Origin of the sequence: Microcoleus sp. T2B6 (genome assembly GCF_036700475.1) — a bacterium.
Classification (GTDB): Bacteria; Cyanobacteriota; Cyanobacteriia; order Cyanobacteriales; family Microcoleaceae; genus Microcoleus.
The window spans coordinates 1-13,625 of the sequence record NZ_JAUBOZ010000038.1; the positions used below are offsets into that span (position 1 = coordinate 1).

The 13,625-nt window shown below is 47.8% G+C and carries 15 protein-coding genes; 6 read left to right on the forward strand and 9 right to left on the reverse strand.

Annotated features, from left to right (window positions below):
- Positions 1-193: 193 nt before the first annotated feature.
- Positions 194-1,264: an Mrp/NBP35 family ATP-binding protein gene (locus tag QUA00_RS17715; RefSeq protein WP_006631390.1), complete on the reverse strand. Its 1,071-nt coding sequence runs from the start codon at positions 1,262-1,264 to the stop codon at positions 194-196.
- 281 nt (positions 1,265-1,545) lie between these two features.
- Between QUA00_RS17715 and hemF the strand changes: the two genes are divergently transcribed.
- Together hemF and QUA00_RS17725 are read left to right on the forward strand one after the other, a co-directional pair.
- A complete protein-coding gene (gene hemF / locus QUA00_RS17720) occupies positions 1,546-2,589 on the forward strand; it encodes an oxygen-dependent coproporphyrinogen oxidase (protein ID WP_333410485.1) in 1,044 nt (347 codons plus the stop codon).
- A gap of 57 nt (positions 2,590-2,646) precedes the next feature.
- The gene (locus QUA00_RS17725) at positions 2,647-3,009 is read left to right on the forward strand and encodes an STAS domain-containing protein (protein WP_006631392.1); all 363 of its coding nucleotides are present in this window, start codon (positions 2,647-2,649) and stop codon (positions 3,007-3,009) included.
- A 245-nt stretch (positions 3,010-3,254) separates the two neighbouring features.
- On the opposite strand, the gene QUA00_RS17730 is transcribed toward QUA00_RS17725, so the two are convergent.
- The gene (locus tag QUA00_RS17730) at positions 3,255-3,875 is read right to left on the reverse strand and encodes a chromophore lyase CpcT/CpeT (RefSeq protein ID WP_333144645.1); all 621 of its coding nucleotides are present in this window, start codon (positions 3,873-3,875) and stop codon (positions 3,255-3,257) included.
- A 205-nt stretch (positions 3,876-4,080) separates the two neighbouring features.
- Here QUA00_RS17730 and QUA00_RS17735 point away from each other — a divergent pair, with 205 nt between their 5' ends.
- Positions 4,081-4,209 carry a hypothetical protein gene (locus QUA00_RS17735; protein WP_333144644.1) on the forward strand — a complete coding sequence of 43 codons (129 nt, stop codon included), beginning with the start codon at positions 4,081-4,083 and terminating at the stop codon, positions 4,207-4,209.
- Between the two features lie 7 nt (positions 4,210-4,216).
- On the forward strand, positions 4,217-4,930 hold the full coding sequence (gene psb29 / locus QUA00_RS17740; protein WP_333309637.1) for a photosystem II biogenesis protein Psp29: 714 nt from the start codon (positions 4,217-4,219) through the stop codon (positions 4,928-4,930).
- Positions 4,931-5,234: 304 nt separating this feature from the next.
- Here the strand turns inward: psb29 and QUA00_RS17745 are convergent, their stop codons facing one another.
- The 5 genes from QUA00_RS17745 to QUA00_RS17765 form a co-directional block, all read right to left on the reverse strand.
- A complete protein-coding gene (locus QUA00_RS17745; protein ID WP_006631395.1) occupies positions 5,235-5,771 on the reverse strand; it encodes a late competence development ComFB family protein in 537 nt (178 codons plus the stop codon).
- Between the two features lie 208 nt (positions 5,772-5,979).
- On the reverse strand, positions 5,980-6,915 hold the full coding sequence (locus QUA00_RS17750) for a M23 family metallopeptidase (RefSeq protein WP_333410487.1): 936 nt from the start codon (positions 6,913-6,915) through the stop codon (positions 5,980-5,982).
- 947 nt (positions 6,916-7,862) lie between these two features.
- Positions 7,863-8,090 carry a hypothetical protein gene (locus QUA00_RS17755; protein WP_333309635.1) on the reverse strand — a complete coding sequence of 76 codons (228 nt, stop codon included), beginning with the start codon at positions 8,088-8,090 and terminating at the stop codon, positions 7,863-7,865.
- A gap of 52 nt (positions 8,091-8,142) precedes the next feature.
- On the reverse strand, positions 8,143-9,669 hold the full coding sequence (locus QUA00_RS17760) for a phosphomannomutase/phosphoglucomutase (RefSeq protein WP_333309633.1): 1,527 nt from the start codon (positions 9,667-9,669) through the stop codon (positions 8,143-8,145).
- A gap of 673 nt (positions 9,670-10,342) precedes the next feature.
- Positions 10,343-11,248, reverse strand: a complete 906-nt coding sequence (locus QUA00_RS17765) for a D-hexose-6-phosphate mutarotase (RefSeq protein WP_333309630.1) — start codon at positions 11,246-11,248, stop codon at positions 10,343-10,345.
- A 40-nt stretch (positions 11,249-11,288) separates the two neighbouring features.
- Here QUA00_RS17765 and QUA00_RS17770 point away from each other — a divergent pair, with 40 nt between their 5' ends.
- Both QUA00_RS17770 and QUA00_RS17775 read left to right on the forward strand, forming a co-directional pair.
- Positions 11,289-11,579: a hypothetical protein gene (locus QUA00_RS17770; RefSeq protein ID WP_333309627.1), complete on the forward strand. Its 291-nt coding sequence runs from the start codon at positions 11,289-11,291 to the stop codon at positions 11,577-11,579.
- Between the two features lie 26 nt (positions 11,580-11,605).
- Positions 11,606-11,737, forward strand: a complete 132-nt coding sequence (locus QUA00_RS17775) for a hypothetical protein (RefSeq protein ID WP_333309624.1) — start codon at positions 11,606-11,608, stop codon at positions 11,735-11,737.
- Here the strand turns inward: QUA00_RS17775 and QUA00_RS17780 are convergent, their stop codons facing one another.
- On the reverse strand, positions 11,738-12,799 hold the full coding sequence (locus tag QUA00_RS17780) for an NADH:flavin oxidoreductase/NADH oxidase (protein ID WP_333309620.1): 1,062 nt from the start codon (positions 12,797-12,799) through the stop codon (positions 11,738-11,740). It abuts the gene before it with no gap.
- 174 nt (positions 12,800-12,973) lie between these two features.
- The gene (locus QUA00_RS17785; protein ID WP_333309617.1) at positions 12,974-13,213 is read right to left on the reverse strand and encodes a glutathione S-transferase domain-containing protein; all 240 of its coding nucleotides are present in this window, start codon (positions 13,211-13,213) and stop codon (positions 12,974-12,976) included.
- Between the last annotated feature and the right edge of the window lie 412 nt (positions 13,214-13,625).

The window sequence follows — 13,625 nt, forward strand, 5'->3', positions numbered from 1 at the left end:
ACAGGCAAGATGCCTGTTCCACAAATTCAACAGGCAAGATGCCTGTTCCACAAATTCAACAGGCAAGATGCCTGTTCCACAAATTCAACAGGCAAGATGCCTGTTCTACAAACACTCACTGGTTTCTTGTGGGGAGTAGGGGTTGGGCGTCCCGCCCGCCCATCAAAAGCTGATTAACAATCCAAGATGTGAGTTAGGCTAAGGCTGCTACGGAAACTTTACCGGCAATGCGGCCGGCGATCGCCCGCAACTCCCTAGCTGAAGCAGAACCCGGTTGTCCCACCACGATCGGCACCCCGGAATCGCCACCTTCCCGCAACGGAATTTCCAGCGGAATGCGGCCTAACAGCGGCACTCCCAACTCAGCAGCAGTCTTTTCCCCGCCACCGGAACCGAAAATATCGTATTGCTTGTCGGGCATATCCGGCGGCACAAAATAGCTCATGTTTTCCACAATTCCCAACACCGACACTCCCAACTGCTGGAACATCTTTAAGCCCTTGCGGGAGTCCAACAATGCCACAGTCTGCGGCGTCGTCACGATCACAACACCGGCCATCGGCACAGCCTGCGCCATTGTCAACTGTGCGTCTCCAGTACCCGGAGGCATATCGACAATCAAATAGTCTAAATCGCCCCAATTTACCTGATAGAGGAACTGCCGGATGATCCCGTTCAACATCGGGCCGCGCCAAATCACGGGTTGGTCTTTGTCAATTAAAAACGCCATCGACACTAATTTGACGCCGTAGTTGAAGGCGGGTTCGAGGCTTTCCCCGCTTTTCCCGTCCCTAACCATCACTTTCGCGTCCCCCAGACCCAACATTGTCGGGTCATTGGGCCCATAGATATCCGCATCCAGCAAACCCACCTTGGCGCCGGTTTGCGCCAGCGCTACTGCCACATTTACCGCCACCGTGCTTTTGCCGACTCCACCTTTACCGCTGGAAATTGCGATAATATTTTTAACGCCTTCAATGCCTTGGCGATCGACCACTCCCTTCTGCTGCGGCGTCTCGGCTGTCACCTCCACCGCCACTTTTTCGACTCCTGGCAACTGTTTGACCGCTTTTTGGCAATCTTCGACAATAAATTCTCGCAGCGGGCAAGCAGGCGTTGTCAGCACCAAGGTGAAACTGACGACACCGCCGTCAATTTTTATGTTACGAATCATGTTCAATTCCACCAAACTCTTTTGCAGTTCGGGGTCTTGCACAGGTCGCAGGATTTCTAAGACTGAACTAACATCGAGTGTATTGGGCATTGTGTTCTCCACCATAGCTCTGCAATTGGGTTTGCGAATTTTCGCTCGCAGGTTTAAGTATATTTTTATTGCTATTTTTTAATGTAACTTCATAGCGATCATTTGCAGACCTGCGGTGGCATAATTACATGACGACTGGATTTGGGACTCACGGTCAATCTCAAACTCAAATGCGCTCGGCAAGAATTTCTACGACCGAAAGCAATTTGGTCACAATCCCCGCATTGAGCCGTGGTCGCAATTCTTCAATCTAAAATCTAAAATCTTAAATCTAAAATCGGATGACAGTTTCTACAACACTTAAAACCGCCACTTCCCCGTTTTTGCCACCCGCTGACTCTAGAGCTAGAGTCAGCCAATTTATGAAAAGCCTACAAGACGAAATTTGTCAATCCCTTGAACAGCTCGATGGCCTGGGCAAATTTAAGGAGGACTCTTGGGAACGCTCCGAAGGCGGCGGCGGACGTTCTCGCGTCATGCGCGAAGGCGATGTGTTTGAACAAGGGGGAGTCAATTTTTCCCAAGTGTGGGGCGAAAGTTTGCCGGCTTTGATTCTGGCAAAGCACCCAGAAGCTGCCGGTCACGATTTCTATGCAACGGGTACTTCGATGGTGCTGCACCCCCGCAATCCCTATTTGCCTACGGTTCACCTAAATTACCGCTATTTTGAGGCTGGGCCGATTTGGTGGTTTGGTGGCGGTGTGGATTTGACTCCTTATTACCCGTTGGCTGAGGATGCAGCTCATTTTCACAAAACTCTGAAAGCAGCTTGCGATCGCCACCATCCCGGATATTATCCGACCTTTAAACTTTGGTGCGACGAATATTTCTACCTTCCCCACCGCCAAGAAACCCGCGGCGTGGGCGGCCTGTTTTTTGACTACCAAAGCGCTCAAGGCGCGCTTTACCGCGACCATCATGTCAAAGGCAAGGCCGCTGAGTGCAGCAACAACATCGGCGTGCCGGAACCTAGGAGTTGGGAGTCGCTGTTCGCCTTTGTACAGGACTGCGGCCGGGCATTTTTGCCAGCTTACACCCCAATTGTTGAAAAGCACCGATCGAAAGAATACGGCGAGCGCGAGCGTAATTTCCAACTTTACCGCCGCGGCCGTTACGTTGAATTTAACTTGGTGTACGATCGAGGCACGACCTTTGGCTTGCAAACCAACGGACGCACCGAATCGATTCTCATGTCCCTGCCGCCTTTGGTACGCTGGGAATACTGCTATGAGCCAGAACCCAACTCTCCCGAAGCCGAACTCTACTCCAAGTTCTTAAAACCGCAAGATTGGGCGAATTGGATGCCTCAGCAGTCACCGACCTGAGTTAAACTACTGGGACAGTAACCACCGCGATAGATAATAAATTTGAGGGAAGGGTCAGTGATTCATATTGATCAAAAAACCCACACGCTTCAAGACGGTACAACAGTTATCGTCTTAGCACCGACAGGACGGTTGGACATCACTACAGCTTGGCAATTCCGCCTCAAGTTGCAAGAGTGTATTTCCAAACTCAGCCGCCATGTCGTAGTGAATCTTGGTCAGGTTAACTTTATCGATAGTTCTGGCCTGACCTCACTTGTAGCAGGTATGCGGGATGCGGATAAAGTTAAGGGAAGTTTCCGCATTTGCAATGTTCATCCAGAAGCCAAACTGGTGTTTGAAGTCACCATGATGGATTCTGTGTTTGAAATCTTTGAAACGGAAGAAGAAGCTCTAGAGGGGGTGCCGCGCGCAAGTTGAGCGCTCCTGCTGGCATCGGTTGCAGTGTCGCGGGTAATTTAAGCTTGAGACTCAGAAGCGCGCAGAAACCCAGCAGAAGAAGAGGAAGCAGGTAAATTTTTGCCGGCTTCCTTCTGCCTTCTTACTTTCTGGAAAGGTTGAGAGGTTCACCAAAACACTAAAGTAGAAGAATAGGTCAAGGTAAAGTCTTGCCTTCTATCCTAGATAGCTAAATTTTTCTTCCTTGTTTCTTGTTGCTTCTTGCTTCAAACCAATATCTCAGGAGCAAAATCCTGACGCTTGACAAATCTAAAAGGGCCCATTAAAGCTCCCCAGATAGCCTTGCCTGTCGTGGGGCTTATTCCTTTGTCGTAACTGAGAAATTCCTCGCCTGTGGCTTCAAATCCCAAGTCTACTTGGTAATTTTGCCCCCCGTAGGCAAAGCCGCAGCGAGTGCCCTCCGGCAAAGATGCCCGAAATCGATAGCTGTTTGAGGCTAAATTTTGCACCGCAACCGACAGGGTGCAGCCGGGAAGGAGTTGGATTTGCTCCTTCGTTAGCTTTCTAAGCAAGTCGGGGTTGCAACCGGCTCCTTTGACGGCTTCAATGTCGTTGAACATATAATACTGAGCTTCGATAAGTCCTGGCGCTATCTGTGAGTGCCTCAGTTGCACGATGCGGGGGCGGTATGGCTTGTCTAATTCCAGAATGTTGGCTTGTTCTGCAAACAGGGCAATGCTGGGTTCGGAAAATAAAGGAACGGGTAGTGGTCTTTGCCACATACGAAGGTGGACGTACCACGTCGGCTCTGCTAGCGCTTGTTCCCGGTTGTCAAATTCGCCCGCCATGTACTGGGCTAAAGCTATCAATTCAGGAGAAATTGTCATGTTTGTTGGATTATTCACGATCCTGGGTTGACAAAAAAAACTTATTGTGATATGCAAGACCATATCTAGGCTGGGCAAGTCAGAAGATTAGATTCATGAGCGATCCCAGCTAAGCTATGATTGTAAAGATACTGGGGTTTTTCCCTCCTATTGCGACATATTAATGGTTGCTGCCGATCGCGCGTAAAATATTTTTGATAAAATTTTGTCTCGCAATCCGGCGGCAACGCTTAAAAAACTGGCAATTTTTGTCAGCCCGATCGCAGAATTGACTCCCCCGACTTTACTCACGCCGCGCTGGCACGCCCGCTACGGCAAAATTATTTATCTATAAGACTCAGGTGAACAATAACCGTACTGTTTCAGATACTAAGCGAAGTTTCTATACGATTCACACTCGACCGATCAACTCAATTTACCGTCGAGTGGTGGAAGAGTTGATGGTAGAAATGCACTTGCTTTCGGCGAATGCCGATTTTCAATACGACCCGATTTATGCTTTGGGTGTAGTGACAGCTTTCGATCGATTCATGCTTGGGTACGCCCCAGAAGCAGACAGAGTTTCGATTTTTAACGCTTTGTGCAAGTCCCTAGAAGACGATCCAGAGCGCTACAAGCAAGACGCTCAGCGATTGGAAAGCTTGGCGGATAGACTTTCCGGGCAAGAGTTGCTCTCGTGGATCGATCGCTCGACTAGCTTTGAAGATACAGCGGATTTGCAAGCGTCTTTAGGGGCGATCGCCAGCAACCCTCAATTTAAGTACAGCCGCTTGTTCGCGATCGGTTTGTTCTCGCTATTAGAAAAAGCTGACCCTAACTTGGTAAAAGACCAAGAAACCCGAAACGACGCGATCGCCAAAGTCAGTGCGGCCTTGCACCTGCCAGAAGACAAAGTTAGCAAAGATTTAGATTTGTACCGCAGCAATTTGGAAAAAATGGCCCAAGCGCGAATAGTGCTTCAAGATGTCATCCAAGCGGAACGGAAAAAACGCGAAAAGCGAGAAACAAAAGTTACCGCTGGCCCTTCGGCTGAGTCTTCTGACAGCAGCAATTAATCGTTTGAAGGAAGAAGGAAGTTCGGCAACGGATTCTCTAACGGATGTAACGGATGTAATGGATGTCAGGAACAAGGAAGTTCGGCAACGGATTCTCTAACGGATGTAACGGATGTCAGGAACAAGGAAGAAGAAGGAGTTTTTAATTTTAGAAAAACAATTAAAATATAAGATATTTTAATTGTTTTTCTTGAATTCTGGCTCCGGGCTTGTGCCTTCAGATGTTCGTTACTCAGAAACTAAAAATCCCGCTTTATGAATTGAGCGGGATCGACTTAACTAAAATAGAGCTGTTGGGGTGGTACTAAGGCTGCGGCTCAAAATTAGTGGCGTTAGCTTGCAGCCAAGTGCTTAGCTGTGAAAGAACTTCGTTTCCCGAAGACTTGCCCAAAGCTGTGGGGTTTGGGGTGTCGGGCCTGTCCAAGTTGCGGGCGATCGCTGCGTTGACTTCTTTGGAAATCAAATCGTGAAGTTGCTCTTTAGCCCTAGCCCTTTGAAAGTGAGCTCCCTCTTCCGTCGTAGCGTACAGAGGTGGCAGCCTATTTAAAGCATAAGCTGCAATATCTCCCACATCGAGACTAAGGTCGCTCGTCGCCTCAATTTCCGCTACCCTAGCGATCGCATCGCTGAGTACCAACTCTTCCATCACGTTGATAAACTGTTTGCGTGGCAGAACCACAACTTCGCCAGTCAACAAAGAGCCCATCAGACGATCGAGAGCCATGTACTCTTCGATCGACAATTCCGAAGCCGTATTGCAGATCCGTCCCACCTCAGCTTCCATAGACGGCGTTAAATAGCCATCCTGCAAAGCCTGTTCAACAATTTTTTCAATACTCATATATGCGTCCCCGCTCAACGGCATCATCAATAAAGTTTTGTGAAGACGCGATTGTTAGCGTCTTGAGATTCAAGTTTTGAGAGTTGAGTTGAGAAATTTTATATAAATCCTAACTCAATACTGATAACCCATCACAGTTATCTGCACACCCCAGCCACAAACTTACCCCATAATTGACTGCTTTATCCGTCAAAACCTGTAAAAACTCCTACTCAACTCCCTGAAGCCGCCAAGGTACAGGATCGACCGACTGCCCATGCACGTAAAGTCCCCAGTGCAGGTGAGGGCCTGTCGAAGCCCCCGTTGACCCCAGAGTACCAATTACTTGGCCGGCTTTCACGAAATCGCCTTCCTTGACATCAATCCGGCTGAGGTGCATCAAAATACTCGCTAGCCCTTGACCGTGGTCGATACCAACGACGTTCCCGTGGATTTTGAACCCTTGGGATTCGCGTCCCACTAGAGATACCCGACCTGCTGCTGGTGCGACTACAGGAGAACCGTAAGCACCCGCGTAATCAACGCCGCGGTGGTAGTAGTCTGGAGCAAATACCCCATTATAGTATCGCCGAACTCCGTAAATAGTGGTAATTTCGCCGGAGTTGGGGCGCAACAATTTGCCGTCCCAAAATTTTTCGGGTGTCACGAGTGCTTTAAATGCGTCTACGCGATCGAATTCAGCATCTGTACCTTCGCTGTCTTTCCCAGGCGGTAGCCAGATGGATTGGGTGGGAAAATTGCGATCGCGCACTTGGACGCTCAACTTCTGCACTTGTCCGTCACCTGCGACTTGAAGAAGGCGGGCACCGGGTTTCTCTAGCGGCGTCGTCGGTAGCAGGGCCCGAAAGCGACCGTTGCCGATGGGAAACGCGGGGTAGTTTTTTTGTTGTAGAGAAACTGTTGGAGTTTCCCCGCCGTTACCGTCAACCTGAATCATTACTGACAGCGTATCTCCCAGTTGGGGATTTGTCGGCGTCACAACTACCTGCAAAGCTTGCACCGGCAGGGCAAAACTTAGAATACCAGCAACAATTCCCCCGATCGAACTAGCGGTTAGCTTGTTTGCTTTCAACTGCCCCCACCGCAAAATCCGACCCGTAACTATTTCCGCACTTAGCCCGCCGTTGCCTCGACTCACAGTCATTCTCATCACTAGGTGTCCTTAACCTTTGTCTCGCTGATATATTTTTAATATCTAGACTAACTATACCAATCCGCAATGATTCGAGAGAAACAGCCGTAGGTAAAAAGCTTGGTAACAGATTGGGAGATGAGAGACTAAAGTGAACAAACCTGACGGTCTACTGAGTACAGTTAGACCGCAGGCTTCTTTTTCCTTTTTTTTCTCATGCTTTTTATAGTGAGGTAGTTCCACCCCCACTTGCTAATATATTATCAGAGTATTTCCCGATCATCTTGGGGTATAAAAGAATAATTGTCGCTTTGGGTACCTACACCCAACGAGCCTTTCATCACGCGGGCGTAATTCCCAACGGGGTACGGGGCGCAGCGCTCAGATTAATCCCCTCTAAATATACGCCCGGGACTTCCCGGCTGGTAGTTAAATAAATACTTAAGAACACTCAAAAATTGGGCGAGACGATCGTACTTTCGCACAAATCCCGTTGCCTTCCTCAATTCCAAGATTTACCATACTTCGGACAGTTTCATTGCCCACGCATAGGTAGCTAGAAACCCGGTTTCTACGAGTTTTGCGACGAGTCACGATAAATCTAAGAAGAAACCGGGTTTCTGAGGTCTGCGTGCGTCCGCCCCCGCTGGCGTTTTTATGTCGTAGCATCAAACCCTTGATTTTCACTTTTGGCTGATAGTGTGCTTCGTAAGCGTTGCTTGCAGCTATTGGATCACCCTGAAACCCTTATTTTCAGGTGCTCAAAAAATGTCCGAAGTGTTGCTGCTGTTAAATCAATTCTTTCTTGACCGTTTACTTTCCTAGAACATTCCTAAAACTCCCTAGTTATTGTAGCCTATTTTTGAGAAAGTAGTATGAATTTCCAATTTTTAAACCTCCACTCTCAAATGAATGGTATGAGATAAAAATTGAGAATGGCTATAATCTATCACCTAGAATTATAGGGATTCAAAGGCAGCGGTGAAACCATCTAAGGTCAAGCATTCTTCCATAAATTCCTCTACATCGTTGACATTCTCAAGCTGATATTCCATGATGCGTTGACCGTCGCCTTTCATCTTTTTGGAAGAGCAAGGCGTCGCCGGATATTTGGCAGCAATGGCTTTGAAAGCTTTGGAATGGAGATCCCAGCTTGCAGCCGAACATTTTATGATTAAAAGCCACATGATTAAATTCCTCCTTGGGTTTGGTTTAGTAATAGTCTGACACGAGTAAAACTTAGATCGATAGTGCCGAAAAATCAAGGGATTCTGTGGTTTGGAAAAAAGCTAAAAGCCGAGCCACTATGTGAGCAACACCACCCTTAACATTAGACTCCACATTCAAAGGCATCACCGGATCGTGGAGTGATAAGCGTAACAGAAACCAGCCGGATTCGCTAGCGGAGGTGCAGGAAATTCGCAGACCTTCGTAGTTATTGGGAACTATTTTCCAGTCTGCTTGCGTTGAGACAAATTGTTGCAGTTGCTCAATAACGCGCTCGCCGTGAGCCTTGAAATCATCTACACCAAGTTTAATCCGAAACTCTGCACTTTCTTCTGGCTCTTTTAAATTGGCAATTAAATCTGGCAAAGATTGGTTGGCTAGCTTTGACTTAGCCAATTCAATCAATAATTTGCTGACCAAATAAGCGCCATCATCCAAAAAGTAATTTTCTTTCAAAGCTCCATGTCCAGAGGTTTCAATCGCCAGCCATGATTCCTGGCCGGCTTCATTGAGGCGAATCGACTCGTCAATCACATTTTTGTAGCCGCGTTTAAAGCGGTGGTGAATCCCTTTTAGCTCCTGTTCGATGAATTGTGTCAAGCCATCGGAGGTGATAGAATCGGTGACAATGGTAGAGCCTGGGTGTTCTTTTAATATAATGGCAGAAATCAAGGCAATTAAGCGATTGCGATTGAGTTCCTTGCCAACTTGATCGACTGCCGCACTGCGATCGACATCGGTATCAAAAATAATCCCAAAATCCGCTTGATTTTCAATTACCGCTTGACAAATCGACTGCATTGCCTGTTTATCTTCGGGATTTGGCACATGATTCGGGAAAGTACCATCGGGTTCTAAAAACTGACTGCCGGTGGTGTCTGCACCTAAAGGTTTTAAGACTTTATCAACATAAAAACCGCCAGCACCATTGCCCGCATCCACAACAATTTTTAATTCTGTTAATGGTTGCTCAAAGTTATCTGGATGATTGACTGCTTCCCGGATATTTTTGACCAATTGATTAGCATAAACTGAGATGAAATCATGCTTTGTAATGTTACCGGGCGATGCGGCTGGCTGGAAGTTATTGCTTTGGGCTAGTGCTAAGATATCTGTAATATCCTGTTTTTGTAAGCCACCTTTGGCGGTGAAAAACTTTAAGCCGTTTCGATTAAAGGGCAAATGGCTAGCAGTGAGCATAATCGCGCCGTCGCAATCAAAACCAGGGGTAATGGTACTCATAAACATGGCGGGGGTTGAGGCCATTTCAAAGTCGTACACGGTTGCACCAACTGAGGCGATTCCCTCCATGACTGCTTGCATTAAGGTTGGCCCTGATAGGCGACTGTCACGCCCGATCGCGAGCGTTAATTCTGCCGCAGGTTTATTGACTTTTTGCACCAGCCAACTGACAAAGGATTTACCTAAGATTGTGGCAATTTCGGGGGTGAGGTTGACTTTTTCATTGGGAACGCCTTCGAGGGCGATACCGCGAATGTCTGAGCCATTTTGAAGTTTTGTCCAGTTGAAGATTTGCATAATAATTGATGGTAAGTAAAAAGATCGGAGTCGGCGGTTGAAACCGATCATACAAACTTTCCTCTGCGGCCCGTTCGACTGAGCGCTAGCCGAACGGCTTTCGCGGACTAATAAATAAACAGGGGAGAATTTTGGGATTTGGTATTATTAGTCATCAGAAATATGGGTTTGAAACCCCGTCCTAAAAGGACGGCTTTACATTGAGTTAAAACATACAGCGGGGTGGAGGGGTATGGTTGCCCCAAGGCGTGAGGTATGGTTGCCTCAATCTCCTTTCGGAGTAAAGTTAGCTTCGCCAATGTTTTAAGAGCTTGTTAGGCTAGCAGCACTGTCTCAGTGACCTTAAGACTGTTTAACCGCTAGCGACAGAGCAAGGGACTAGCTACGCATCCCAGGGTGTCGTGACTCAAAAAACGTAGTCAATTAAGACTGAAGCTGGTCAGAACGGCTTGTTAGATTTCTCCTTCAAGCCTCATGCCTTTAGGCTGAGGTTCCTGACTAGGGTGACAGAGTTTTTCAATTCAATCAGCTAATCGGCATTTAAGTTGTATTTAAAGAAACAATCCCAGTCTTGTGGGTGGGATTTGAACAACGCCCAAAATATCCAATTGAAATGTTGAACCGCTTACTGGGAATTTTTGCCCCATCACCGCTAAGCTTAAGCTCTAATTCCTTAGTCGCGTTCAACGCTGTAAATTGCCTGCAAGCGGAACTCACCATGAGCCGGAACTTCCACAATATCTGTAGCTGCATTGGTCGTTTCTACGCAGAGTAAACGCTGATAATCTGCATCATCAAGGTCGGCCATATTTGCAGAAATTGTTACCCAGGGATTCCACACTACGACGGATTTACTACCCGATGATTTAATGCGAATCCGACGATTGAGGGCGCTATCGTCAATGACTAATTCGTTGGTGACATCGAGATAAATGCGATCGACTTCACCTGTTACTACCACTGCACCGACTTGAGTTTTTTCGACACCACCATCCGCTTTATCAAGATACTGGCTATTTTCTAAGCCTAAAACCTGCACGCGGTTGATATCGCCGACTTGGAAATAAGTATGGAAAGCTTGGGTGAGGGGAAATGCTTTGTCGCCTAGATTGCGGGTGATTAATTCTACAGTGAGGCTGGTGCCGATCGTAATCTCGATCGCCAGTTCAAAGGCTTGGGGCCAAATTGCTCTAGTTTCATCGGTATCCTTGAGCCCTAGAGTGACTTTGGTTGCGCCGTCTGGGGTTGTGGCGGTTCCTAGCACATTCCAGAGGCGATTCCGCACAAACCCATGACTCGGACGCCCCAAGGCTTCGGGATCTGGGCCAAACCAGGGCCAACAGATGGGTATACCGCCTTTGATGGCTTTCCCTTCGGCGTAGTAGGCTTTTTCGCTGACGAACATCAAGTCTGTGGCTTCGGTGGCTGGTTGAAAGGAGAGCACTTGACCGGAATACACAGAAATTAAGGCTTTGGCTTGACCGTTGTCGATGTGAATCATCGGGAAACCACCGTTTCCGGTGGCGAAGGTGAGGTTCCCGGCAATGCCGTAGTCTGTGTTTAATTGGTCAATACTCATGCTTTTGACTTGGTGAATTGCTTTACAATTATCCGATATTATGGTTGCTAAATTGGTTAGATTGTTGGGTTGGAGGGGGAAAGGTGCGATCGACACAACGATGCTCTCAGAGAAACGGATGGGGAGTGCCAACACCTCGCGAGGGGATGTGCGATCGAACCCACCGACACACCTTGCTGAGTTCCCTGTAAGCAAGCTAATGCAGCAGTTCATCAAAAGACGGCGCAGCCGCAAAACTCCGCATCTCTTCGAGGGTGATTTCAGGCGACAATTGCCAGAAATACGCCAAAAACAGGGCAAAGAGCACTATCCGACTCACTGCATCCGCTAGCGTTCGCATCGAATCACGTCACGGCGATGGGAACGTGCCTTGTACTTGAGGCGATCGCAGAATCAAAAAAGCCTTTATTGAGCGACTGGTTTACAGAAACACTAAAAAAGTTATTCCTAGTGGATTTGTGTAAAACCGACGATCGCAAATCTGCTTAATTACCAAGCGCGAGCGTATTGAACTGGAGCAGGCACGGATTGACGTAGTTGCTTCGCAGCCCGCATCGGCCAATAAGGATCGCGCAGCATTTCTCTGGCAAGTAATACCATATCTGCTTGACCTGTACGGATGATGTGGTCAGCCTGGGCGGGTGCAGTAATCATACCAACGGCTCCGGTGGCGATGTTCGCTGAGCGTCGAATGCGATCGGCAAAAATAGTTTGATAACCTGCACCCGTGGGAATCTTTTCACCCGGTACAATTGCGCCTGATGAACAATCGATTAAATCAACACCCAGTGACTTTAATTTATCGCTGAGTGCAATACTTTGTTCAATGTCCCAACCATTTGGAACCCAATCGGTTGCAGAGATGCGAACCCAAAGCGGTGTTCGATCGGGCAAAACATTTCGCACCGCTTCTACGACTTCACATAAAAACCGGATGCGATGCTCAAAACTGCCACCATAGTCATCTGTGCGTTGATTGCTCAAGGGAGACAGAAATTCATGCAGTAGGTAGCCGTGAGCGGCATGAATCTCGATTACGTCAAATCCGGCTGCGAGAGCGCGTTGGGCTGCGTTGACAAAGAGTGTCGTCTGCTTCTGAATGTCTTCGATACTCAGAGCGATCGGGGCGGGGCTATCGGGTTCAAATGGAATGGCGCTAGGGGCGATCGAAGTCCATCCTCCAAGAGATTCTCCAAGCACATTTCCGCCCTCCCACGGAGTTGCGGTACTGGCTTTTCGACCTGCATGAGCAAGTTGAATCCCCGCAACCGCACCGTTGCGGTGAATTAACTCGACGATTCGCGCCAGCATTTCAATGTGAGCATCTTGCCAGATTCCCAAATCTTGCGGCGTAATTCGTCCTTCAGGCTCGACTGCCGCTGCTTCAGTCATCACCAGCCCTGCCCCTCCTACGGCTCGACTGACGAGATGAACCAGATGCCAATCATTCGCGAACCCATCAACACTGGAATATTGACACATGGGAGAAACTGCAATGCGATTTCGGAAGGTAACACCACGTTGATCCAATGGCTCAAATAAATGCGACATGGTTGTAAACCGCTGAGTTATATAGCAATCCTAAATGATTCGTGTAATTCTTGTAGGGGCAAAACCCACGCCCGGTTGCCCCGCCTTGACTGGGGTAGGCACGGGGAGTAGGGGTAGCACTACCCCTACATATTTTTACAAATGATTCAGGATTGCTATATAAATGCACAGATGTCAAGCACAGACTTTCTTGACGCTGGGAAGTTGAGTGACCTCATTCCACCAAGTCCGCAGCTTTGAAGTTTGCGCGATCGTTGCTTCGTACTCTGGGGTCTCGGATAGGTAGGTGAAGACTGGAATTAGGTAGAAATCGGCAATGCTCAGTTCGTCACCGAGCAAATACGGGTGTCCTACAGTTAGGGACTCGATCGCCTCTAGTGCAGTCTTTACAGGTGCAACGGCAGCTTTGTCCAACCTACATCCCGAATGGACTTGTCATTTTGAGGTATCAAGAGCAACGACAAACTTACTTGTCTAAAACCTAAATCTTTATTGTTAGCAAAACCGGGGATTACTAGAAAAAAACACAAAAGTGCCTGAGTAATTATCCAGCATATTGGGTAAATCCGCAAGCAGGGCTTGAACAAATAAAAACTATTTTAACTAATCCTTTTTACCGATCGCATATCTGTGAACCTACACCATGATAAAACCGCTCAATACAAAAAAGTAATCAACACCGCTCCACCCTGCCTGAAATAAATTAAAAAAAGTAACTTGATTTTATCTCTCGGCGCTCATCTCGTTGAGGTGAAACATTACCACTAATACAGTCGCAATCCCTCGATAAACTTGCAAGAGGTTAAGCTTTTTGTGAGGAGTTGAA